Genomic DNA, 23,645 nt, shown 5'->3' with positions numbered 1-23,645 from the left:
CTCGCGGTCGTACTAATACGGCGGGCGTCACGCCCCGATGCGGCGTGCATCGCGCCCCGATGCGGCGGGCGTCACGTGCCCCTGCGGTAGGGGCCACGTCGCCGGGCGCACCCCGGGCGGGAATGGCGGCCGGGCCCCGTACGTTCCCCTCCTGGACGACCCGGTCCCCGAGCCATCGAAGGAGCGCACGAGACATGCAGGGCACTGTGACGATGTACAGCACCACCTGGTGCGGCTACTGCCAGCGACTGAAGAAGCAGCTGGAGCGCGAGGGCATCGCGTACACCGAGATCAACATCGAGCAGGACCCGCAGTCCGCGGCGTTCGTCGAGAAGGCCAATGGCGGAAACCAGACGGTCCCCACTGTGCTGTTCGCGGACGGCTCGACGCTCACCAACCCCTCGCTGGCTCAGGTCAAGCAGAAGGTCGGGGTCTGACGGCTCGCTGTCCGGCGCCCACCTCGAAGGCGGTTCCCAGGGTTCTCCCGGGAACCGCCTTCTGCTGTGTCACATGAAGGTCCTGGTCGGCAGGGGCTTGCCGTACCAGAGTTCGATCAGCCGGGCCGCGATCGAGATGCCGTAGGGCGGCAGCACCTCGCCCGATTCGAAGGCGGCGCCCAGTTCGTCGCGGGAGAACCAGCGGGCCTCGTGGATCTCGTCGCCGTCCACGTCGACCTCGGTGGAGGTGGCGCGGGCCATGAAGCCGAGCATCAGGCTGGACGGGAAGGGCCAGGGCTGGCTGGCGACGTACTCGACCTGTCCGACGGTGATGCCGGCCTCCTCGAAGACCTCGCGGCGCACCGTCTGCTCGATGGACTCGCCGGGCTCGACGAAGCCGGCGAGCGTGGAGAAGCGGCCCTCGGGCCAGTGCACCTGGCGGCCCAGCAGGATGCGGTCGTCCTCGTCGGTGACGGCCATGATCACGGCCGGGTCGGTGCGCGGGTAGTGCTCCGCGCCGCAGGCCGGGCAGCGGCGGATGTGGCCGGCTGCGGCGATCACGGTGCGTTCGCCGCAGCGGGAGCAGAAGCGGTGGGTGCGCTGCCAGTTCTCCAGGCCGACCGCGTGCACCATCAGCCCGGCGTCGCGCGGGGAGAGCAGCAGGCCCGCCTCGCGCAGTCCGGCCGGACGGGCCGACTGGTCGATCCGGCCCGGCAGGGCGTCCTTCTGGAGCGCGAAGTAGCGGACGCCGTCCTCGTCGATACCCAGGAAGTAGCGGTGCGCCTCGGTGAGAGGGGCCTCGAAGGAGGGGGTCATGACGAGTTCGGTGCGGTCGTCCGCGGTCTCGTCGATCAGGACCTGGCCGCCGGAGACCACGAAGCAGCGTGTCGTGGGGTGGCTCCACGCCGCCGCCAGCCATGCCTCGTCGAGGCGGTGGTGTGCGGCGCGGTCGATGCCGCTCGGTGCGGTGAGCGAGATGGGGCGGTCGGCGGTGTGGTCGGTCCAGGTGGTCACGGGTGCTTCCAACTCCCCCGGTGGAACGGTTGATGTGCGGTGGTCGGTTCAGCGGGACGTGGGACGGGAGGGGACCGGGTCCGGCGGACCGCCCTGGGGCGCGGCGGTCCTACCAGTGTGCCCCGCGAGCGGTACCGTCCCGGACGTCGTGGGAGGTTCAGGGCGCACGGCGCCAGTTCTCCGCGAGGTCCTCCCACAGGTACGCGGTGGCCTCGACGCCCTTGAGCAGCAGGTCCAGTTCGACCTTCTCGTTCGGCGCGTGCCAGCCGTCGGAGGGGACGGAGATGCCGAGGAAGAGCACGGGGGCGCCGAGGACCTCCTGGAGCACGGCGGCCGGCCCGGACCCGCCCTCGCGGGTGAAGCCGACGGGCTTGTCGAAGGCACGGCCCATGGCGCGGGCGACGGACTGAAGCGCGGGGTGGTCCAGCGGCGTCAGGCACGGGCGGGTGGCCGGCCCGAAGACGACCTCGCAGCGGATCCCGGCGGGGACCTGCTCGGCCACCCAGGCGCGTACGGCCTTCTCGATGTGCTCGGGCTGCTGGCCCGCGACCATCCGGAAGGAGAGCTTCATCATGGCGTCGGACGGGACGATGGTCTTGCTGCCGGGGCCCTGGTAGCCGCCGCCGATGCCGTTGACCTCGGCGGTCGGGCGGGCCCAGACGCGCTCCAGGGTGGTGTATCCGGACTCGCCCCAGGTGGCGTGCGACTTCGCGGTGCGCAGCCAGCTCCGCTCGTCGAAGGGCAGCGAGGCGAAGAGTTCCCGCTCGCGGTCGGTGAGCTCGACGATGCCGTCGTAGAACCCCGGGATCGCCACACGTCCCTGCTCGTCGTGCAGGGCCGCGACCAGGCGCCCCGCCGCGGAGGCCGGGTTGGGCACGGCGCCGCCGAAGGAGCCGGAGTGGATGTCCTGGTCCGGGCCGTACAGACGGATCTCGCACTCGGTGAGTCCGCGCATGCCGGTGCAGACGGTGGGGGTTTCCTCGGACCACATACCGGTGTCGGAGACGATCACGGCGTCGGCGGCGAGCCGGTCCGCGCGCTCGCCGACCAAGGCGTCGAAGTGCGGCGAGCCGGACTCCTCCTCGCCCTCGATCAGCAGCTTCAGGTTGACGGCGGGGGCCGTGCGTCCGGTCGAGGCGAGGTGGGCGCGGACGCCGAGTGTGTGGAAGAACACCTGCCCCTTGTCGTCGGCCGCCCCGCGCGCGTAGAGGCGGTTCTCCCGGACGACGGGCTCGAAGGGCTCGCTGTCCCAGCCGTCCTCGCGGGCGGCGGGCTGGACGTCGTGGTGCCCGTAGACGAGGACCGTGGGGGCCTGCGGATCGCCGGAGGGCCACTCGGCGAAGACGGCCGGGGCGCCGGGTGTCGGCCAGATCTCGACGGTCGGGAAGCCGGTCTCGGTGAGTTTCGCGGCGAGCCAGTCGGCGCTGCGCCGGACGTCCGGCGCGTGGTCGGGCTGGGCCGACACGGAGGGGATGCGCAGCCATGCGGCGAGGTCGCCGAGGAAGGCCGCGCGGTGCTGCTCGATGTACGTACGGACGGCGCTGACTGCACTGTCAACGGGCTGGCTCATGGTCACGAGCCTATCGGCCCGCGGGGACATCCTTGCTGGGCGGTTCGTCACACGAGGGCTCTCCGGTCAGCAGCCGCTCCAGGGCGGCGCGGCCCGGAAGTCCCTCCGGACGGACGACCTCGCCGCCGCGCACGTACAGGAAACCCGCGGTGACCGACTCCAGCGGCACCCCCTGCTGCTCGGCCCAGGCCAGCCGGTAGACGGCCAGCTGCAGCGGGTCGGCGTCCCGCCCGCGGTGGGTCTTCCAGTCGATGATCTCGTACGTGGCCTGCGCCCCGTCGCCCTGCTTGTAGACGGCGTCGATGCGACCGCGGACGACGCGGCCGGCGAGGTTCAGCTGGAAGGGCGCCTCGACCCGGTAGGGCGTGCGCCGGGCGTACTCGGTGCGCTCGAACGCCTCCTTGAGTGCTTCCAGATCCCGTTCGTCGGCGATCTCCGCGTCCCTGCCGGGCAGCTCCTCCGGCTCCAGCATGGGCAGGGTCAGTTCCTCGAAACGCGCCTCGACCCAGGCGTGGAAGCGGGTGCCACGGCGTGCCGCGGGCTGCGGCGGGCGGGGCATGGGGCGGGCCAGCTCCTGGGCCAGGCCGTCCGGATCCGCGGCGAGGAGCAGCAGCTGGGAGGCGGTCAGGGAGGCGGGCAGGGGAACCTCGGTGACGCTGTCGCGGGCGCGGAGCAGCTCTCCGGTGAGGGCGTCGAGGTCCCGGTCCCAGGAAGCAACCGTGCGGGCCTCCTCCGGGGTGAGGCGCGCCCGTCCGGGAGTGTCGGGGGCGGTTGCCTGGTGCGGAACGGCCGGACGCCCGTGCCTGCCACGGCTCGCCTCGGGGGTGTCGTCCTCGTGGGGCGCGTCTTCGTGGGGCGCGTCCTCGTAGGCGGCGTCGTAGGGCGCGCTCCCGTAGGTGGCGTCGTCGAGGAAGGGGTCCTCGATGAACGGGTCCTCGACGAAGGGGTCCTCCTCGGTGAGGTCGTAGGCGTCTTCCTCGTCGTCCGGGGGCGGCGGCCAGTCCGGGTCCTGGGCGGCCGCAGGGGGGTCGTCGGGGGTGGAGCCGAGCGCCTCCAGGTGGGCGAGGACCGTCTCCGCGGCGGCCCTGCGCCGGGTCAGCGCCGCCTCGTCCAGGGGCAGCGGCCACAGGTGGTCGGCGTCGGCCGCGCCGAGCGCCGGGTTCTCCTCGTCCTCGGCCGGTTCCTCCGCCCACGCCTCGATCTCGCCGTGCCCGGCCGCGCAGTGCTCGTACAGGGCCTGGAGGAAGTCGGAGGGGCCGCGCGGTTTCTTCTGACTGGGGCCCCACCAGTGACCGGAGCCGAGGAGCAGGGAGCGGGGGCGGGTGAAGGTGACGTAGCCGAGGCGGAGTTCCTCGGTGTGCTGGTGGTCCTTCATCGCCTCGTGGAAGGACTTCAGGCCGCGCGAGTCCCAGGACTCGACGTCGGGCAGCGTGTCGGCGTCGCCGCGCAGCGCGTGCGGCAGCACCTTGCCCTGCGCGGTCCACTTCTCGCGGCCCTGGGCGCTCGGGAAGGTCCCGGTGACCAGGCCGGGGACGGCCACCACGTCCCATTCGAGGCCCTTGGACTTGTGCGCGGTGAGCACCTTGACGGTGTTCTCGCCGCCGGGGAGGGCGTTGTCGAGGCCCTTCTCGTACTGGGCGGCCGTGCGCAGGAAGCCCAGGAAGGCCAGGAGGCTCGCCTCGCCGTCGCCCGCCGCGAAGGAGGCGGCGACGTCGAGGAAGTTCGACAGGGTCTCGCGGCGGCGGGCGGCCAGGGCGTGCGGGGACGCCGACAGCTCCACCTCAAGACCGGTGACGGCCAGGACCCGGTGCAGGACGTCCATCAGCGGATCGGACAGGGAGCGGCGCAGTTCGCGCAGTTCGGTGGCGAGGCGGGCGAACCGCACGCGCGCGTCCGGCGAGAAGGGCAGCCCGTCGTCGTCACCCGCGCCGTCCAGGGGCGTCTCCAGGAACGTGTCCAGGGCGTCCGCGAGCGATATCACCTCGGAGGGGTCGACCCCCTCGACCGCCTCGGCGAGCCTCCGGTCCGGGTCGTCGTCGCCGTCCACGCGCGCGTGGGACACCAGGAAGCGGGCGCGGCGCCCCAGGAGGGCGAGGTCGCGGGGGCCGATGCGCCAGCGCGGGCCGGACAGCAGCCGCACCAGGGAGGCGTTGGCGCCGGGGTCCTGGAGCACCTCGCAGACCGCGACCAGGTCGGCGATCTCGGGCAGGTGCAGCAGTCCGGAGAGTCCGACGACCTCGACGGGGACGTCCCGGGCGACGAGCGCGCCCTGGATCTCGGCGAAGTCGCCGGCCGTGCGGCACAGCACCGCGATCTCGCCGGGCGCGGTGCCGGTGTTGACGAGGTGCGCGACGGAGTCGGCGATCCAGCCGATCTCCTCGGCGTGGGTGGGCAGCAGCGCGCAGCGGACCGTGCCGTCGCGTTCGGCGCCGGGGGCCGGGCGGAGGGCCTCCACGCCCGCGTGCATGGCGCGCAGGGGTCCGGCGAGGTCATTGGCGAGGTCGAGGAGGCGGCCGCCGCTGCGACGGTTCTCACTGAGGGCCTGGCGGGTGGCGGGGCTGCCGTCGGCCTGGGCGAAGTGCTCGGGAAAGTCGTCGAGGTTGGCCACGGAGGCGCCGCGCCAGCCGTAGATCGCCTGGCAGGGGTCGCCGACGGCGGTGACCGGATGGCCGGTGCCGGCGCCGAACAGGCCCGCCAGCAGGATGCGCTGGGCGACGGAGGTGTCCTGGTATTCGTCGAGGAGGACCACGCGGAACTCCTCGCGCAGCACGCGGCCCACTTCCGGGATGCCGGCGAGCTGTGCCGACAGGGCGATCTGGTCGCCGAAGTCGAGCAGGTCCCGATCGCGCTTGGCGGCCCGGTAGCGGATCACCAGTTCGGCCAGTTCCCGGCGGGCGGCGGCCGTCTCGGGGACTTTGCGCAGGTCGGCGTTGGTGAGCTTGGCGCCGTTCAGGGTCAGCAGCAGCCCGGCGTCGTGGGCGCGCAGTGCTTCGGGGCGTACGAGGTGTTCGGCGAGTTCGGCGTCGAGCGCGAGGAGGTCGCTGACGAGGTCGGCGAAGGAGCGGGTGAGTGCCGGGTACGGGCCCGGGGCCTCGCGCAGCACCCGGGCGGCCAGCTGGTAGCGGGTGGCGTCGGCGAGCAGCCGGGAGGTCGGTTCGAGGCCGAGGCGCAGCCCGTGGTCGGTCAGCAGGCGGCCGGCGAAGGCGTGGTACGTCGAGATCACCGGCTCGCCGGGCGGGCTGTCCGGGTCGATGACGTCGGGGTCGGTGACGCCCGCCTTGATCAGCGCCTTGCGGACGCGCTCGGCTAGTTCACCGGCGGCCTTGTTGGTGAAGGTCAGGCCGAGGACCTGCTCGGGCGCGACCTGGCCGGTGCCCACCAGCCACACCACTCGGGCGGCCATCACCGTGGTCTTGCCCGACCCGGCTCCGGCCACGATCACCTGCGGGGCGGGCGACGCGGTGATGCACGCCGTCTGCTCCGGGGTGAACGGGATGCCGAGGAGCTCTTTGAGCTGCTCGGGGTCGGTGATACGTGGCGGCACCTCAGAGAGGCTAGCGGCGCGGACTGACAGCGGCGGACGAATCCGCCGCGGGGAGGGAGGAGCCGCAGGTCAGCACAGGTGGTGCCGTCCGTCACTCTGCCCTGGTGTCGGCACTCCGCCGGGTGCTGCCACTCCCCTCGTACCGCTACTCGACGACGTGCCGTCCCTCGGGCCGCGCGCTGCACGACGCCCGGAAGGCGCAGTGGGTGCAGTGCTGCCCGGCGGTCGGCGTGAAGCGCTCGTCGAGGACCTTGCCGGCCGCGGTGGCCAGCAGTTCGCCCACCCACTCCCCTTCCAGGGGCTCCTGGGCCTGCACCTTGGGCAGGGTCTCACCACCGTCCCGCTTGGCCGCGCCCTGACGCAGCTGCACGAGTTCGGCGCCGCCCGGCTCGGGTCGCCGCCCGTCGAACGCCTCGTCGACGGCGCCTTCGCGGACGGCGAGCTGATAGACGGCGAGCTGGGGGTGGCGGGCCACCTCGGCCGCGCTCGGCGCCTGCTTGCCGGTCTTGAAGTCGACGACGTACGCGCGGCCTTCGCCGTCCGCCTCGACGCGGTCCATCTGGCCGCGGATGCGGACCTCGTAGTCGCCCGCTTCGAGGGTGACGTCGAAGTCGTGCTCGCTGCTGACCGGCGTACGGCCGGTGCGGTCGGTGACATGCCACTTCAGGAAGCGTTCGAGCGCCACGCGCGCGTTCTCCTTCTCCTGCGCCGACTTCCACGGCGCGTCGAAGGCGAGCGCGTTCCACACCGAGTCCAGGCGCTCCATGAGGACGGCGAGGTCGGCGGGCGTGTGCCCGGAGGCCACCTCGTCGGCGAGGACGTGCACGACGTTGCCGAAGCCCTGGGCGACGGTCGCGGGGGCGTCGGCCTTCACCTCGCGGCCCAGGAACCACTGGAGGGAACAGGTGTTGGCGAGCTGGTCCAGGGCGCTTCCGGAGAGCACGACGGGCTGCTCCCGGTCGCGCAGCGGGACCTTGCTCTCGGTCGGCTCGAACATGCCCCACCAGCGGTAGGGGTGGGCCGAGGGCACCAGCGGGCGGCCGTCCTCGTCGGCGAGGGCGGCGAGTCTGGCCAGCCGGCCGGCGGCGGCCTCCCTGAGCGCTCCCGACACGCGCGGGTCCACCGTGGTGGCGCGCAACTCGGCGACCAGGGCGGCCACGGACAGCGGGCGCCGTGGGCGTCCCGTGACGTCCTTGGGTTCGACGCCGAGTTCGGTCAGGAAGCGGGAGGGCTGGTCGCCGTCGTCCGCGGGGGCCTTCACGGCGGTCACGACGAGGCGCTCACGCGCGCGCGTGGCGGCCACGTAGAACAGGCGGCGCTCCTCGGCCAGCAGTGCGCCGGGGGTGAGGGGCTCGGCGAGTCCGTCGCGGCCGATCCGGTCGGCCTCCAGCAGGGAGCCGCGGCGGCGCAGATCCGGCCACAGCCCCTCCTGGACGCCCACGACGACGACCAGCCGCCATTCGAGGCCCTTGGAGCGGTGCGCGGTCATCAGCCGGACCGCGTCGGGACGCAGGGCGCGCCGGGTGAGGGTGTCGGCGGCGATGTCCTCGGCCTCGATCTCCTCCAGGAAGTTCAGCGCGCCGCGGCCGCCGGTGCGCTCCTCGGAACGGGCGGCGGTCGCGAACAGCGCGCACACGGCGTCCAGGTCGCGGTCGGCGTTGCGGCCCGCCGCGCCGCCGCGCCGGGCCGCCCGCTCCAGACGCGCGGGCCACGGCGTGCCGTTCCACAGGTCCCAGAGCGCCTCCTCGGCCGTCCCGCCGTCCGCGAGGCGTTCCCGTGCCCTGCGGAGCAGCGCGCCGAGCCGCTGCGCTCCGCGCGCGTACCCGGGGTCGTGGGCAACCAGTCGCTCCGGCTCCGCGAGCGCGCGGGCGAGCAGTTCGTCGGACGGCGGCGGCAGGGCGACCCCGGCCGCCCGCTCCTCGTCGCGCAGGGCACGCCCGAGGCGGCGCAGGTCGGCCGCGTCCATGCCGGCGAGGGGGGAGGTGAGGAGGGTGAGTGCGGTCTCGGTGCCGAGCCAGCAGGCGTCCGCGGTCTGCTGGTCCTCGGCGGGGGTGCCGGTGTCGGCGTCCGCCTCGGTGTCGACGCCGGGATCCACCTCCGGACTGGCATGAGCCTCCGCCTCGGTGTCAGCGTCTGGATCCACCCCAGGCCCGGCACCGGTGCCGGCACCGGGATCCGCCCCGGGCCCGACATCGGAGCCGACGCCGCGATCCGCCCCAGGCCCGGCAACCGTGTCGGCGCCGGAATCCACCCCACGCCCGACACCGGTACCGACACCGGTACCGGCACCGGGATCCGCCCCAGGCCCGACACCGGAGCCGGCGTCACGATCCGCCCCAGGCCCGGCACCGGTACCGGCGCCGGAATCCACCCCACGCCCGACACCGGAGCCGGCGCCGGGATCCGCCCCGGGCCCGGCATCGGCGTCCACCCCGGTGGCACCGTCCGCACCCCCCACGTCGCTCTCCCGGGCCTCCGCCTCCGCGACCGCCCGCAGGGCCGTCAGCAGGGGGGCCACCGCCGGTTCGTGGCGCAGGGCGAGATCGTCGCCGTCTATGTCCAGCGGGACGCCCGCGGCCGTGAGCGCGCGCCGGACCGTGGGGATGGTGCGGGAGCCGGCGCGCACGAGCACGGCCATCTCGCGCCACGGGACGCCGTCCTCCAGGTGGGCCCTGCGCAGGATGTCGGCGACGTTGTCCAGCTCCGTGCCGGCGGTCGGGTAGGTGTACGCCTCTACGCGGCCCCCGTCCCGGACGGGCGCGAGTTCGCGATGGGCGCGGACCTTGTCGGCGGGCAGCCGGGTCAGGGGCATCCGCTGGGTCAGCAGCCGGGTGGCCGCCAGCAGCGCGGCCCCGGAGCGGCGCGAGGTGCGCAGCACCGCGACCGGCGCCGGGCGGCCGTCCACGCGCGCGAAGGCCTCGGGGAAGTCCAGGATGCCGTTCACGTCGGCGCCGCGGAACGCGTAGATCGACTGGTCCGGATCGCCGAAGGCGACCAGGGTGCGCCCGCCCCCGGCCAGCGCGTGCAGCAGCCGCACCTGGGCCGGGTCGGTGTCCTGGTACTCGTCGACGAAGACGGCGTCGTACTGCTCGGCGAGCCGTCGGCCGACGTCGGGGCGCCCGGCGAGGAGCACCGCGCGGTGGACGAGTTCGGCGTAGTCGAGGACGCCCTGGAGGTCGAGGACGTCGAGGTACTCGGCGAGGAAGGCGGCGGCGGCCCGCCAGTCGGGGCGGCCGATGCGGCGGGCGAAGGCGTCGAGGGCGTCGGGGCCCAGGCCCAGTTCGCGGCTGCGCGCGAGCACCGCCCGGACCTCGTCGGCGAAGCCCCGTGTGGTCAGGCAGGCGCGCAGGTCGTCGGGCCAGCGCACGGAGGCCAGGCCGAGCCGCTCCAGGTCGGGCTGGCCCGCGAGCAGTTCACGCACGGCCACGTCCTGCTCGGGCCCGGACAGCAGCCGCAGCGGTTCCACGAACAGCTCGCTGTCCTGGTGGGCGCGGACCAGGGCGTAACAGAACGAGTGGAAGGTGGTCGCCTGGGGGGCGCGCGCGGCGCCGGTGCGCAGGGCCATGCGGTCGCGCAGTTCGACGGCGGCCCTGCGGCTGAAGGTCAGCACCAGGATGCGTGCGGAATCGCCGCCGCGGGCGATCCGCCGTGCCACGGACTCCACCAGCGTCGTGGTCTTCCCCGTGCCGGGACCGGCGAGCACGAGGAGGGGGCCGCCCGCGTGGTCAACCACGGAGCGCTGGGCCGCGTCCAGACGAGGGGGGTCCACCCGGGCCGGCGGGGTACGGAGCAGCCGGTAAGCGCCACGGCTCCCCTGCCGCACCGGGGGGTGCGGCAGGCGCCTGGTGGAGAAGGAGGAGCTCACGTGGTTCGCCGGTCCTGGTGGGTGTGCTGGTGGGTCGGCCCCCGCGTGTGGAAGGCGGGGGCGGCGGGATGAGGGGGATGTGCGCAGCCGACGCTACGCCGACGGATCCGGCGGAAGCAGGGCTTCCGATTCATCCCTCGGGGCGCTCGTGCCGCATACGTCCCTCGGCTCACGAACGTACGTCATGCCACGGACGTGCCCCTGTTCCCCCGTACGCGTCACAGGCCGCACCGCGGCCCGGCGGATGGCCGAAGCTGTCAGGTGTGACTTTCCGCGCGTTCGTCGCCGTCCCATCGCGCCCGTCTCATGTCCAGGCGCGGCAGGTGGTCCTCGGCGGTCCGGCCCGCCTCCTTCAGGGGCGTGCCCTCGGCGCGGTAGTGCCCGAGCGCGCGCAGTTCGTGCCCCGGCAGCAGCGCGCCGTCCGCCCGGACGACACGCCACCACGGCACGGCGCCGCCGTACAGGGCCATCACCCGGCCGACCTGCCTCGGGCCGCCCTCCTGAAGCCACTCGGCGACGTCCCCGTAGGTCATGACCCGTCCCGGAGGGATCAGCTCCGCGACCTCCAGGACCCGCTCGGCATACTCGGGCAGCGCGTCCGTGTACTCCGGGCGGGCGTCCCGCGGAAGGCTCTCCTCGCTCATCCGCCCCATCCTGCACCACCCCACCGACAATGTGACGGGCTCGCGACGGTGCGTGACCCTCGCCCGGAAGCGGCGCGTCGGGCAGACTGTGCGCCCCCGCTTGTGCACCCTGACGCCCCCGTGTGTCGGTGGAGCATGCCACCATCGTGCGGGCGGTGACCTTTGATACGAGATCAAGAAGAGACGATGAAGCAGCAGGGTGTGCACCCCGAGGATGCGGAGAGCACGTCTGAGGATTCGTCGCGCCCGGACGCCGCCGACGACAGGAAGGGCGGGGAGACGAACGACGCCGACCGGCCCACCGGGCGAGCGCCCGCGCCGGACCCAGACGATCCGCACACCGACGAGGTGGAGGGCGACGAACCGCTGCTCCCCGCGCGCGTGCACCGCCCCTCCGACCTCATGCGGCTGCTGGTGGGCGTCCTCGCGGTGGTGGTGCTGCTGGCCGTCGCCGCGTTCGCGCACGGCACCACCTCGGGTCTCGAACAGGACATCAACAAGGGCACCGGACAGGCACCCGACCTGCTCATCAAGATCGCGGGGCTGGCCTCCAGCATCGCGATCCTGCTGGTCCCGGTCGCCTTCGCGATCGAGCGGCTGATCAAGCGCGACGGTCTGCGCATCGCCGACGGTGTGCTCGCCGCGGTCCTCGCGCACGGTGTGACACTCGCCACCGACCTCTGGGTGGCCAAGGCCGCCCCGGACTCGATCCAGGAGGCGCTCACCCAGCCCTCCCCCGGCGACCTCAGCGCTCTCACCGACCCGGTGCACGGCTATCTGGCCCCGGTCATCGCGTACATGACCGCCGTGGGCATGTCCCGGCGGCCCCGATGGCGCGCCGTGCTGTGGATGGTGCTGCTGCTCGACGCCTTCTCGATGCTCGTCACCGGATACACCACCCCCTTCTCGATCATCCTCACGGTGCTGATCGGCTGGACCGTGGCCTACGGCACCCTGTACGCGGTGGGCTCCCCGAACGTGCGGCCGACCGGCCGGACGCTGATGGCCGGACTGCGTACGGTCGGCTTCCACCCGGTCAGCGCGGCCCGGGAGGAGACGGCGGACCACGCCGACAACGGCGACCGCGGCCGGCGCTACTTCGTCACCCTGGAGGACGGCCCGCCGCTGGACGTCACGGTGGTCGACCGCGAACAGCAGGCCCAGGCCTTCTTCTACCGCGTCTGGCGCAATCTCACCCTGCGCGGCATCGCCACCCGCCGCAGCCTCCAGTCACTGCGCCAGGCCCTTGAACAAGAGGCCCTGCTCGCCTACGCGGCCATCGCCGCCGGCGCCAACGCGCCGAAGCTGATCGCCACCTCCGAGCTGGGCCCCGACGCGGTGATATTGGTCTACGAGCACACCGGCGGACGCACCCTGGACTCGCTCGGGGACGAGGAGATCACCGACGAGCTGCTGAGGCACACCTGGCACCAGGTGCGGGCCCTGCAGTCCCGCCGCATCGCGCACCGCAGACTGTCGGGCGACGCGATCCTGGTGGATCGTTCCGGCACGGTGATCCTCACCGATCTGCGCGGCGGCGAGATCGCGGCCGGCGAGCTGCTGCTGCGCATGGACGTCGCCCAGCTGGTGACCACCCTCGGCCTCCGGGTGGGCGCCGAGCGCGCGGTCGCCTCCGCGGTGGCCGTCCTCGGCCCCGACGCGGTCGCCGCCTGTCTGCCCATGCTCCAGCCCATCGCCCTGACGCGCTCCACGCGCGCGACGTTGCGCCGTCTGGCCCGGGAGCGGGCGGAACGCGAACGCGAGGCGGTCCTGGAGGCCTCCCGGCTGGCCAAGCAGGCACGCGCCGAGGCCGCCGCGGAGGACAGCGCCCCGGTCGTGCTGGAGAAGACCGCGAAGAAAACGGTGAGGGCCGAGGCGCGCGCCGAGAAGCGGGCCATCGACGAGGCCATCGAGGAAGCGCGCGAAGAGGACCTGCTCACCCAGATCCGGCACGAGGTCCTGCGGATCAGGCCGCAGGCGCCCGTGGAGCCGGCCCGGCTGGAACGCGTGCGTCCGCGCACGCTGATCAGCTTCATCGCCGGCGCCATCGGCGCGTACTTCCTGCTGACGCAGCTCACCCACATCGAGTTCGGCCCGCTGGTCTCCAACGCCGAGTGGGGCTGGGTGGCCGCGGCCGTGCTGTTCTCCGCGGCCAGCTACTTCGCGGCGGCGATGGCGCTGCTCGGGTTCGTGCCGGAGCGGGTGCCCTTCATGCGGACCGTGGGGGCGCAGGTCGCCGGGTCCTTCGTGAAGATCGTCGCACCGGCCGCGGTGGGCGGGGTGGCGCTCAACACGCGGTTCCTGCAACGCGCCGGAGTGCGGCCGGGGCTCGCGGTGGCGAGCGTCGGCGCGTCCCAGCTGTTCGGTCTCGGCTGCCACATCCTGATGCTGCTGGCCTTCGGCTATCTGACGGGTACGGAGAAGACGCCGTCGCTGTCGCCGTCCCGCACGGTCATCGCGGGCCTGCTCACCGTCGCGGTGCTGGTGCTCGTGGTGACCTCGGTGCCGTTCCTGCGGAAGTTCGTCGTCACGCGCGTGCGGTCGCTCTTCGCGGGTGTCGTCCCGCGCATGCTGGACGTGCTCCAGCGGCCCCAGAAGCTGATCACGGGCATCGGCGGCATGCTCCTGCTGACCGCCTGCTTCGTCATGTGTCTGGACGCCTCGATCCGGGCGTTCGGTGACGAGACGACCTCGATCAGCATCGCCAGCGTCGCCGTGGTCTTCCTCGCGGGCAACGCGCTCGGCTCCGCCGCCCCGACACCGGGCGGTGTGGGCGCGGTGGAGGCGACCCTGACGGTCGGTCTGATCGCCGTCGGCCTGCCCAGCGAGGTCGCGGCACCCTCCGTACTGCTGTACCGGCTGCTGACCCTCTGGCTGCCCGTCCTGCCCGGCTGGTTCGCGTTCAACCAGCTCACACGCAAGGGCGCACTGTAGGTACTCCGGACGGCCCGTGCCCCGAGCGTCCCGTGGTGCGCGACCGCAGGATGGGATCATGCCGAACCCCTCCCGCCTCAGCGCCACCGTCCTGACCGCCACCGCCGTGCTGCTGTCGTCACTGCTGACCGGGTGCGGCGACGACTCCCAGGACGGGGATCTGACGGCGCAGAAGCTGAGCTGGGAGGAGTGCCCGGCCCCGTCGCAGGCGGAGGGCGGCGGCGACGCCCCCTCGCCGTTGCCGGACGGAGACGAGTGGCGCTGCGCCACCATGAAGGCCCCCCTGGACTGGGCCGACCCGGAGGGGGACACCATCGACATCGCCCTCATCCGGGCGGAAACCAGCGGCGACAAGAGCAAGCGCATCGGCTCGCTGCTGTTCAACTTCGGCGGCCCCGGCGGCTCGGGTGTCACCACGCTGCCCGCCTTCGGCGAGGACTACGCGAAGCTGCGCACCCGCTACGACCTCGTCAGCTTCGACCCCCGCGGGGTGGGCCGCAGCGCGCCGGTGGAGTGCGAGAACGACCAGCAGCTGGACGCCTACTTCCAGCAGGACGCCACCCCGGACGACGCCGCCGAGCGCGCCGAGCTGCTGGACAACACCAGGGAGTTCAACGCGGCCTGCGAGAAGAACTCCGAGAAGATGCTGCCGCAGGTCCGCACGACCGACGCCGCCCGCGACATGGACCTGATGCGCCAGGTCCTGGGCGACGACAAGCTGTACTACTTCGGCATCTCCTACGGCACCGAACTCGGCGGCGTGTACGCGAACCTGTTCCCCCAGCGGGTCGGCCGGGCCGTCTTCGACGCGGTGGTCGATCCCACGCAGACGCCCGAGCAGGGCTCGCTCGGCCAGGCCAAGGGGTTCCAGCGGGCGCTCGACAACTTCGCCGAGGACTGCACCTCCAAGGTCGAGGACTGCCCGATCGGGGACACCGCGCAGGACGTGAAGGACCGTATCGCCCAACTGCTCGCCGACCTGGACAGCAAGCCGCTGCCGGGCATCTTCCCGCGCGACCTGACCCAGACCGCGGCGACGAACGGCATCGCCCAGGCCCTGTACTCGCAGGACTTCTGGGAGTACCTCACCGAAGGGCTCCAGCAGGCGTACGACGGTGACGGCAGGATCCTGATGCTGCTGTCCGACTCGATGAACGGCCGCAGCGAGAACGGCGAGTACAGCAACATCGCCGCCGCCAACGTCTCCATCAACTGCGCCGACGACAAGCCGCGCTACACCGCCGACTACGTGGAGTCGAAGCTGCCCGAGTTCCAGGCGGCCTCCGAGCTGTTCGGCGACTTCCTGGCCTGGTCGATGGTCAGCTGCACGGACTGGGCGGTGGCCGGCGCCGCCGACCATCCCGACGTGAGCGCGCCCGGTTCGGCGCCGATCCTCGTCGTCGGCAACACGGGCGACCCGGCGACCCCCTACGAGGGCGCCCGGAAGATGGTGCGGGCCCTCGGCGAGGGCGTGGGCGTCGAGCTGACCTACAAGGGCCAGGGACACGGGGCGTACGACAGCAAGAACCGGTGCGTGCAGGGTGCCGTGGACGGCTACCTGCTGAACGGAAAGGTGCCCGCGGCCGGGACCGTCTGTTCCTGACACCCCAGCACATTCCAGCAAACTCGCAGGTCAGAAGGTTATCCACAGGCTGGAACGCCTGGGTTGCGCTCCGCCTACTATGGCCTGACAGCCATCCGCTGCACCGGTGCGGACGGCCTGCGAGGGGGTAGGGCACATGGCGCGATTCGTACGATGGGCGGCCCTGACGGCCGCCACCGCACTCCTGGTGACGGGCTGCGGCTCGGGGGGCGACGACGGCGGTGACGACAAGGGCGGGGAGACCAGCAGCGGGACTCCTTCGGACGGTTCCCCTGACACCGGTTCGCCGCTGCCCGCCGCACTGACCTCGCAGAAGCTCGACTGGGAGGAGTGCGAGGCCACCGACGACTCCGCCGCACCGGGCGGTGACTGGCGGTGCGCGACGCTCAAGGTGCCCCTGGACTGGTCCGAGCCGGAGGGCGAGACGATCGGCATAGCGCTGATCCGCTCCGAGGCGACCGGCGACGACCGCATCGGCTCGCTGCTGTTCAACTTCGGCGGCCCCGGCGGGTCGGGCGTGTCGACGATGCCGTACTACTCCACCGTCGCGTCCGACCTGCACGAGCGCTACGACCTGGTCAGCTTCGACCCGCGCGGGGTCGCCTCCAGCGAGGGGGTGCGGTGCCGCGGTGACAAGGAGATCCAGGCCGCCGAGGCCGTGGACGGCACCCCGGACACCGCGGCGGAGGAGGCTGCCTACCTCAAGGACGCGGCCGACTTCGGCAAGGGCTGCGAGAAGTCCGCCGGGAAGCTGCTGGCGCACGTCTCCACCACCGACACCGCACGCGACATGGACCTGATGCGCCAGGTCCTGGGCGACGACAGGCTGCACTACTTCGGCATCTCCTACGGCACCGAACTCGGCGGCGTGTACGCGAACCTGTTCCCCCAGCGGGTGGGACGCCTGGTCCTGGACGCGGTCGTCGACCCGACCGCCGGCACCGTGGACCACGCCAAGAACCAGGCCCGGGGATTCCAGCGCGCGCTGAACAACTACCTGAAGTCCACCGGCCAGGACCCCGAGGAGGGGTCGCGGAAGATCGCCGACCTGCTGGACCGGCTCGACGCGAACCCGCTGCCGGCCTCGTCGGGCCGCGAGCTGACCCAGACGCTGGCCGTGACGGGCATCGTGCTTCCGCTGTACAGCGAGTCCAGCTGGCCGACGCTGACCAGCGCGCTGGAGGCGGCCGAAGAGGGCGACGGCTCGGAGCTGCTCACGCTCGCCGACAGCTACAACGACCGTGACGCCTCGGGCGGCTACGGCACGACGACGCACTCCCAGCGGGTCATATCGTGCCTGGACGCGAAGCAGCGGCCGACCGCCGCGGAGACGAAGAAGCTGCTGCCGGAGTTCGAGCGGATCTCACCGGTCTTCGGCTCGTTCCTGGGCTGGGACACGGCCGGCTGGTGTCACGACTGGCCGGTGCCCGGACAGCACGACACCCCGGAGGTGAGCGCGCCCGGGGCGGCGCCGATCCTGGTGGTCGGCAACACCGGGGATCCGGCGACCCCGTACGAGGGCGCCCGCAGGATGGCGGACGAACTGGGCAAGGACGTCGGTGTGGTGCTCACCTGGAAGGGCGAGGGCCATGGCGCGTACGGCAGTGGCAGCAGCTGCGTCGACTCCACGGTGAACGCGTACCTGGTGTCGGGGACGATTCCGAGGGACGGCAAGGTCTGCTCATGACTACGGCGGGGGCTCCAGGTGCCTCGGGCACCCGGAGCCCCCGCCGCTCAGGCCGGGGGTTCGGCTCAGTAGACCGGCTTGTCGGGCTCGATCTGGTTGACCCAGCCGATCACGCCGCCGCCGACGTGCACGGCGTCGGAGAAGCCCGCGGACTTCAGGACCGCGAGGACTTCCGCACTGCGGACACCCGTCTTGCAGTGCAGGACGATCTTCTTGTCCTGCGGCAGGCCCTCCAGGGCGGTGCCCATGAGGAACTCGTTCTTCGGGATCAGCTTGGCGCCCGGGATGGAGACGATCTCGTACTCGTTGATCTCACGGACGTCGATGATCTCGATGTTCTCGCCGTCGTCGATCCACTCCTTGAGCTGCTTGGGAGTGATCGTCGAACCGGCGGCCGCCTCCTGGGCCTCCTCGGAGACGACGCCGCAGAAGGCCTCGTAGTCGATGAGCTCGGTGACGGTCGGGTTCTCGCCGCAGACCGCGCAGTTCGGGTCCTTGCGGACCTTGACCTGGCGGTACTGCATCTCCAGGGCGTCGTAGATCATCAGTCGGCCGACCAGCGGATCGCCGGTGCCGGTGAGGACCTTGATGGCCTCGGTGACCTGGATGGAGCCGATGGACGCGCACAGCACACCCAGCACGCCGCCCTCGGCGCAGGAGGGGACCATGCCCGGCGGCGGGGGCTCCGGGTAGAGGCAGCGGTAGCAGGGCCCGTGCTCGGACCAGAAGACCGAGGCCTGGCCGTCGAACCGGTAGATCGAGCCCCACACGTACGGCTTGTTCAGCAGGACGCAGGCGTCGTTCACCAGGTAGCGGGTGGCGAAGTTGTCCGTGCCGTCGACGATCAGGTCGTACTGGCTGAAGATGTCCATCACGTTGTCGGCCTCGAGCCGCTCCTCGTGAAGGATCACGTTCACGTACGGGTTGATGCCGAGGACGGAGTCGCGCGCGGACTCCGCCTTGGAACGGCCGATGTCGGCCTGGCTGTGGATGATCTGGCGCTGCAGGTTCGACTCGTCGACCTCGTCGAACTCCACGATGCCGAGCGTGCCGACGCCCGCGGCGGCCAGGTACATCAGCGCCGGCGAGCCCAGGCCGCCGGCGCCCACACAGAGCACCTTGGCGTTCTTCAGCCGCTTCTGCCCGTCCATCCCGACGTCGGGGATGATCAGGTGGCGGGAGTACCTGCGGACCTCGTCTACGGTGAGCTCAGGAGCTGGCTCGACCAGGGGTGGCAGCGACACGGGGGCTCCGTTGGTCGGTTCATCACTACGGTTGTTCTCCCCGTAACAGTGCCATGGCCTTTTTCATTCCGAGACACCCGTTCCGATCCGCGAGACGATTTCGTCCCAGTAGCCGGGCATGCTCTCCCAGGGGTCGAGGCGGCCGCCGCCGTCGGTGCGGTCGGTGAACCAGATCGTGGCGGCCCCCTGCCAGCGGGCGATGCGCAGCGCTTCCTCCAGATGGCCGCGGGGCATTCCGTGGACGAAGTGGCAGAAACGGTCGGGGGGATAGTCCGCGGTCCACTCGGCCACCTGCGACCAGCGGTAGTCGCTCCACGGGCCGGAGAAGGTGACCAGTTGGTCGGCGACCTCGGCGTAGCCGGGGTAGGGGTGCAGGCCGTGGCCGAGGACGAGGTGGGCGCCGTCGCGGAGCGCGCGCAGGGTGGCGAGGGTCCGGCGGATCTCCGGAAGCGCTGTCCGCTCCGCGGGACAGCGGTCCAGCAGGAAGCCGTCGACCTGGTACCAGTCGAGATAGCGGTGCGCCTCGGAGATCACCTCCCCGAAGGGCCTGGCGCCGTAGGTGGTGTCCAGGCGGCCGAGGACCCGCACTCCGGCGTTGCGCAGCCGGACGACGGCCTGTGCGCAGTGCGGGTCGGGGCGGCTCCCGGGGCCCTCGGAGACATCGAGGGCCGCCCAGTGGACGGGCGTGCCGGGGCGGGTGAGTTCGGCCCACTCGGTCGGGGCGACGAGCGGGTGGGCGAACCCGGGGACGCCGAGACCGGTGCGCAGACCGGTGTCGGCGGTGCCCGGCGCGGCGCTGGTCAGATGCGGCATGCCGCCTCCATCCAGATGTCGGCGAGGGACTCCTCCAGGTTGATCCGGGGGCGCCAGCCGAGGCGGTCGCGTGCGGTGCGCACGTCGGCCTGCTGCCAGTTGCCGCAGCCGTCGGGGTACGGGTACGCCACGGGCGCGGCGTGGTCGGACTCGGAGCGGGGGTGGCCGATGGCCGCGCGGAGCGGTCCCGGCGGGCCGTCGAGTTCGTGGAGGGCGCCGCCGTATCCGGCGACGCGGGCGAGGACGGCGGCCGCGTCGCGGAGCCGGACGGCCCGGCCCGAGCCGATGTTGATGACGCCCTGCGCGGCGGAGAGCGAGGCGGCGTGCACCGCGCGGGCGACATCGCGGACGTCGACGAAGTCGCGCTGGGCGCCGAGGCCGCCGAGCTTGAGTTCGCCGTCGCCGGACTGCATGGCGCGGCGCATCGCCTCGGCGAGCCGGCCGAGCGGGGAACCGGCCGGTGTTCCGGGCCCGGCGGGTGAGAACACGCGGAGCACGACGGCGTCCAGACCGGAGCCGAGGACGAGTTCGGTGGCGGCGAGCTTGCTCACCCCGTACGGGCCGCCGGGGCGGGGCACGGCGTCCTCGGCGGTGGAGGAGCCGGGCTGGCTGGGGCCGTACTCGGCGCCGCAGCCGATCTGCACCAGGCGGGCCCCGCAGCCGCTGCGGCGCAGCGCCTCGCAGACGGTGGCGACGGCGACGGTGTTGTGGCGGGTCAGCTCACGGGCGCCGCCCCGGGTGGCGCCGGCGCAGTTGATGACGACACCCGGGTGGACCGCGTCGAGGAAGCGGGTGAGGGCACCGGGGCTGCCGGACGCGAGGTCGAAGCGGACATCGGCGTCGTCGCCGCGGCCGAGGGCGGTGAGCTGGACGGCCGGGTCGGCGAGCAGGCGGTCGGCGACGAACCGGCCGAGGTAGCCGTTGGCTCCGATCAGCAGGACTCTCATCGCGCGGCTCCCGTGGCCGAGAGCTCGGGTCGGGAGGTGATCATGTGAGGTTCTCCTTCAGAGGGGTGGTCCGGTCCTGCGGTGACCCGGGCGCGCGGAGGGAGCACGCGCCCGCACGCAACGGGCGCGTCAGCACGGGGTGTCCGGTGCGGCGTGGGCCGAGGCCCGGGTCAGGGTGCGGGAGGAGTGGATGAGCAGGGTCAGGGCGCCGAGACCGCAGGCGAGTGCGGGAACGGCGCCCGGCCCCCACGCGGTGACGAGCGACTCCACGGGGGTGGCGAGGAAGCCGCACCCGGGGAAGCGAGCGGCGAAGGCCGAGGCGAGCGCCACGGCTTCGGCGGCCGTCACCACGGCTAGGACCGCGGCGGGGGCGTGGGTGAAACGGCGGGCGGAGAGGAGACGCGCGAGGAGCAGGAGGGCGCCCAGGGCGAGGAACCGGGGGTACGCGGCCGTCTCGCCCAGGACGGCCGCGCACAGGGCCAGCAGGGCGGTGAGCGCGGCGAGGTACAGGGCGAACGCGCCCAGCAGCAGGGGTTGTACGGAGGTCGCGTACTCGGCGAGGCCGCGGCTCGCCGCGAGTCTGCGGCGGGCACGGGTGGCGAAGAGGTGGGCGCACGCCGCGGCGGGGGCGCAGGACAGCGCCAGGGCGAGCAGCCCCGAGGTGTCCGGCGGCCACGGTCCGTCCGGGAGGCGGGTGGGGAGGATGTCGGGCCCCGGCGCGAGGAGCGCCCGGAGCACCGCGTCGCCGAGCACCGCGTAGGCGATCAGGCCGTAGGCCCAGAACGCGGTGGGGCGCGGGGCGCGGTCGGCGATGCGCAGCGGGCCTCGGGACAGGGCGACGCGCAGGCCCACCGCCACGGCCAGGATCGTGACGGCCACCACGGCGAGACGTGCCTGTCCGTCGGTGAGCCGGATCCCTGCCACTCCCGCCGCGCACAACGCCCCGGGGAGCAGGGCGAGTACGGCCCAGTCGGCCCGCACCCGGGGCGCGTCCGGGATCGCGGTGCGTGCCGGGGTGTCGCTGTCACGGGGCACGCGCGCGTACATCTCCTCGGCGAGGGAGAAGACGTCCCGGTGGCGGAAGCGGGCCGCGGTACGGTCGGTGACGCCGTGCGCCTCCAGGCCCGCGGCGATCTCCAGGGGGTCCACCGCCCGTTCGCACAGTTCCCGATGACGGTGCATCAGCGCCTTCACCGGGTCGGCCCCGGCCCGGGGGCGGACCGGGGTCCGCCGCCGTTCCACCGGGACGGACGGGACGGGGGCCTCCAGCCGTACGGCCGCCTCCGCGGGGACGCCTCCCTCGGGGATCGCAGCCTCCGGTGACTCCGCCGGCCCGAACCCCACCGGATCCTCGTCGGCCCCGGAGGCTCCGGGGCCGGTCGGTGTACCGGGGCGGTCCAGTTCGCCGAGGCCGCTCATCGCGCTCCCTCCGGCGTGATGTGCGAGGTGGCCCGCACGGGCGGGCCCGGAGGCCAGCCGGGGCCGCCCCGGGCGGCGAGTCGCGCCGGCGAGCCCGTCCAGCGGCCGGGCACGTGGGCCTCGGCGGGGAAGGCGAACGGCAGGGGCTCGCCCGCCTCGTCGAGCACCACCCGGCGGACCGGGCAGCGCGCCACGATCTCCAGGTAAATGCCGTGAAATGCCGTGACGTTCTGCTCAACGGTGAAGAGTTCGAGGGCCCGCGCGCGTGCGGCGGCGCCCAGGCGGTCCCGGCGCTCGGGATCACGGAGCAGAGCCACGCACGCCTCGGCGAGCGCGCGCGGATTGCGCGGGGGCACGACGAGTCCGGTGCCGCCGACGACCTCCACCACGGCGCCGACGTCCGTCGAGACCGTCGCGCGGCCGCACAGCATGGCCTCGACGAGGCCGAGCGGAAAGCCCTCCACGACGCTGGACAGCACGGTCACGGCGCCCGCTGCGTACGCGTCGGCGGGCGTCGGCAGCTCCGGGCCGCCGGTCTCCTCGAAGGAGACGGGGTTGTCGCCGACGGCGTGCAGCCCGTCCGCCTCGTCGGGGAACAGCTGCGCGGCCAGTGCCCTGCAGTGGCCGAGGTACGCCTCGCCCTCGGCTCCCACGGGACCGCCGACGACACGCAGCCGCGCCTTCGGTTCCTCCTTGCGGATCTCGGCGAAGGCGTGCAGCAACGAGACCAGGTCCTTGGCGGGTTCCACCCGGCCGGCCCAGACGACGGTGTCCGGGTCGGCGCTCTCCGGGGCCTCGCCGATCTCGGCGAAGCGGGAGGCGTCCATGCCGGGGTGGACGGTGCGCTGCTTGGCGCGGTCGGCGCCGCAGTGTTCCTGCCAGCGGCGGGCGTGCGCGTTCCCGGAGGTGACGATCTCGGCCCGGCCGTAGATCTCCGCGGCGAGCCGGCCGTGGAAGGCGGCGAGCAGCGCTCGGACGGCGGGCGGGTCGTCGGTGGCGGCGAGGTAGTGCGTGCGCAGGCGCACGCCGTACTCCGTGACCAGCAGGGGCACGCCGAAGAAGTGGCGGGCGAGCAGTCCGGGAAGCGCCGCGGAGCCGCCGGAGGCGGCGTGGCAGAGGTCGACCGAGCCCAGCCCGTCCTCCTCGTACCAGTCGAGCGAGAGGGGGCGCAGGGCGCGCTCCAGGGCGGCGGCGACCGTGAGCAGTTCGGGGACGCGCGCCTCGCGGGCCGTACGGAGGGCGCCCGGCGCCCGGCAGGCGCGCTCCAGGGCGCGTACGGCGGTCTCGGAGCGGAGTGCACCCGCCAGGCCGCCCTCGTCCCGGGCGAGTTCGGCGAGCCCGTACAGCGCGCTGCCGAAACGGTCCGCCATGTCGGCCGACGTCTCGGCGGCGCGTTCTCCGTCCGCTCCGGCGCACACCACCGTCGCCAGTGCGCCGTAGTGCTCCATGAACCGCCGGCGCGCGTGGCGGCCGCGCGCCCATCCGTCTCCGGTGACGACCCTGCCGACCAGGCCCTTGAGCCGGCCCGCGCCGAGATCGTCGTCCGCGTTCCAGAGCGGCGCCGTCCGTACCCGCCTGACCTGCGGCGGCAGCGGGACCCAGCCCTCGTCCTCCTGGTGCTCGCTGCGGCTGAGCGCGTAGACGTCGAATTCGTGCTGCCCGAGCCCGCGCACGAGCCGGTCGCACCAGAGCCTGGCGTCACCGCTCACATACGGATAGCCACCCTCCGTAAGCAGTCCGATGCGCACGTGTGCACCCCCGATCTCCCTTAAGGGGAGCCGCCGTTGACCCGGCGGCTCGCAGCGGGACGAACGTATGCGGACAAGGCGGTGGGGGGGGGGCGGGGGGGGGGGGGAGGCGCCCCCGAGGGGGGGTGGAGGGAGTTATAAGCTAGGGGGGCCGGGGGGGGGGAGGGTGATATAGA

14 protein-coding genes are annotated in these 23,645 nt (G+C 73.2%); 4 read left to right on the top strand and 10 right to left on the bottom strand.

The genetic code is table 11. The features are described 5' to 3' along the window. The first annotated feature begins 194 nt into the window (after positions 1 to 194). The gene (locus tag AB0E07_RS38435; RefSeq protein ID WP_362262709.1) at positions 195 to 437 is read left to right on the top strand and encodes a mycoredoxin; all 243 of its coding nucleotides are present in this window, start codon (positions 195 to 197) and stop codon (positions 435 to 437) included. A gap of 69 nt (positions 438 to 506) precedes the next feature. Here AB0E07_RS38435 and nudC read toward each other — a convergent pair whose 3' ends face one another. The 5 genes from nudC to AB0E07_RS38410 form a co-directional block, all read right to left on the bottom strand. Continuing rightward, positions 507 to 1,451: an NAD(+) diphosphatase gene (gene nudC, locus AB0E07_RS38430; protein ID WP_362262706.1), complete on the bottom strand. Its 945-nt coding sequence runs from the start codon at positions 1,449 to 1,451 to the stop codon at positions 507 to 509. Between the two features lie 157 nt (positions 1,452 to 1,608). Continuing rightward, positions 1,609 to 3,021, bottom strand: a complete 1,413-nt coding sequence (locus tag AB0E07_RS38425) for a dipeptidase (RefSeq protein WP_362262703.1) — start codon at positions 3,019 to 3,021, stop codon at positions 1,609 to 1,611. Positions 3,022 to 3,031: 10 nt separating this feature from the next. After that, positions 3,032 to 6,565, bottom strand: a complete 3,534-nt coding sequence (locus AB0E07_RS38420) for an ATP-dependent DNA helicase (protein ID WP_362262700.1) — start codon at positions 6,563 to 6,565, stop codon at positions 3,032 to 3,034. 145 nt (positions 6,566 to 6,710) lie between these two features. Beyond that, on the bottom strand, positions 6,711 to 10,430 hold the full coding sequence (locus tag AB0E07_RS38415; RefSeq protein WP_362262697.1) for an ATP-dependent DNA helicase: 3,720 nt from the start codon (positions 10,428 to 10,430) through the stop codon (positions 6,711 to 6,713). A gap of 257 nt (positions 10,431 to 10,687) precedes the next feature. Continuing rightward, on the bottom strand, positions 10,688 to 11,074 hold the full coding sequence (locus AB0E07_RS38410) for an MGMT family protein (protein WP_362262694.1): 387 nt from the start codon (positions 11,072 to 11,074) through the stop codon (positions 10,688 to 10,690). A gap of 186 nt (positions 11,075 to 11,260) precedes the next feature. Between AB0E07_RS38410 and AB0E07_RS38405 the strand changes: the two genes are divergently transcribed. From AB0E07_RS38405 to AB0E07_RS38395, 3 genes are all read left to right on the top strand, one after another. Beyond that, positions 11,261 to 14,008: a lysylphosphatidylglycerol synthase transmembrane domain-containing protein gene (locus tag AB0E07_RS38405; protein WP_362262691.1), complete on the top strand. Its 2,748-nt coding sequence runs from the start codon at positions 11,261 to 11,263 to the stop codon at positions 14,006 to 14,008. Between the two features lie 58 nt (positions 14,009 to 14,066). Further along, on the top strand, positions 14,067 to 15,611 hold the full coding sequence (locus AB0E07_RS38400; RefSeq protein ID WP_362262688.1) for an alpha/beta hydrolase: 1,545 nt from the start codon (positions 14,067 to 14,069) through the stop codon (positions 15,609 to 15,611). A gap of 136 nt (positions 15,612 to 15,747) precedes the next feature. Next, positions 15,748 to 17,298, top strand: a complete 1,551-nt coding sequence (locus AB0E07_RS38395) for an alpha/beta hydrolase (protein ID WP_362262685.1) — start codon at positions 15,748 to 15,750, stop codon at positions 17,296 to 17,298. A gap of 65 nt (positions 17,299 to 17,363) precedes the next feature. Here AB0E07_RS38395 and moeZ read toward each other — a convergent pair whose 3' ends face one another. The 5 genes from moeZ to AB0E07_RS38370 all read right to left on the bottom strand — a co-directional run bounded on the left by moeZ (position 17,364) and on the right by AB0E07_RS38370 (position 23,469). Continuing rightward, a complete protein-coding gene (gene moeZ / locus AB0E07_RS38390; protein WP_362262682.1) occupies positions 17,364 to 18,542 on the bottom strand; it encodes an adenylyltransferase/sulfurtransferase MoeZ in 1,179 nt (392 codons plus the stop codon). A 63-nt stretch (positions 18,543 to 18,605) separates the two neighbouring features. Then, a complete protein-coding gene (locus AB0E07_RS38385) occupies positions 18,606 to 19,355 on the bottom strand; it encodes a spherulation-specific family 4 protein (protein ID WP_362262679.1) in 750 nt (249 codons plus the stop codon). Continuing rightward, on the bottom strand, positions 19,343 to 20,302 hold the full coding sequence (locus tag AB0E07_RS38380; protein WP_362262677.1) for an NAD-dependent epimerase/dehydratase family protein: 960 nt from the start codon (positions 20,300 to 20,302) through the stop codon (positions 19,343 to 19,345). The genes AB0E07_RS38385 and AB0E07_RS38380 overlap by 13 nt, the downstream gene beginning before the upstream one ends. 129 nt (positions 20,303 to 20,431) lie before the next feature. Beyond that, a complete protein-coding gene (locus tag AB0E07_RS38375; RefSeq protein ID WP_362262675.1) occupies positions 20,432 to 21,721 on the bottom strand; it encodes a hypothetical protein in 1,290 nt (429 codons plus the stop codon). Continuing rightward, positions 21,718 to 23,469 (bottom strand): DUF3492 domain-containing protein, encoded by a 1,752-nt coding sequence (locus AB0E07_RS38370; protein ID WP_362262673.1) that lies wholly within the window; start codon positions 23,467 to 23,469, stop codon positions 21,718 to 21,720. The genes AB0E07_RS38375 and AB0E07_RS38370 overlap by 4 nt, the downstream gene beginning before the upstream one ends. Positions 23,470 to 23,645: the final 176 nt, after the last annotated feature.

Origin of the sequence: Streptomyces sp. NPDC048002, assembly GCF_040653275.1 — a bacterium.
Taxonomy (GTDB): Bacteria; Actinomycetota; Actinomycetes; order Streptomycetales; family Streptomycetaceae; genus Streptomyces.
The sequence above is the reverse complement of the archived record's forward strand: the minus strand, read 5'-3'. Positions and strand labels throughout refer to the sequence as shown.

Excerpts from the sequence above, each read along its gene's own strand:
- AB0E07_RS38435 (WP_362262709.1), top strand. The coding sequence starts at position 195 with ATGCAGGGCACTGTGACGATGTACAGCACCACCTGGTGCGGCTACTGC.
- AB0E07_RS38425 (WP_362262703.1), bottom strand. The coding sequence starts at position 3,021 with ATGAGCCAGCCCGTTGACAGTGCAGTCAGCGCCGTCCGTACGTACATC.
- AB0E07_RS38410 (WP_362262694.1), bottom strand. The coding sequence starts at position 11,074 with ATGAGCGAGGAGAGCCTTCCGCGGGACGCCCGCCCGGAGTACACGGAC.
- AB0E07_RS38405 (WP_362262691.1), top strand. The coding sequence starts at position 11,261 with ATGAAGCAGCAGGGTGTGCACCCCGAGGATGCGGAGAGCACGTCTGAG.
- AB0E07_RS38400 (WP_362262688.1), top strand. The coding sequence starts at position 14,067 with ATGCCGAACCCCTCCCGCCTCAGCGCCACCGTCCTGACCGCCACCGCC.
- AB0E07_RS38395 (WP_362262685.1), top strand. The coding sequence starts at position 15,748 with ATGGCGCGATTCGTACGATGGGCGGCCCTGACGGCCGCCACCGCACTC.
- AB0E07_RS38385 (WP_362262679.1), bottom strand. The coding sequence starts at position 19,355 with ATGCCGCATCTGACCAGCGCCGCGCCGGGCACCGCCGACACCGGTCTG.
- AB0E07_RS38380 (WP_362262677.1), bottom strand. The coding sequence starts at position 20,302 with ATGAGAGTCCTGCTGATCGGAGCCAACGGCTACCTCGGCCGGTTCGTC.
- AB0E07_RS38375 (WP_362262675.1), bottom strand. The coding sequence starts at position 21,721 with ATGAGCGGCCTCGGCGAACTGGACCGCCCCGGTACACCGACCGGCCCC.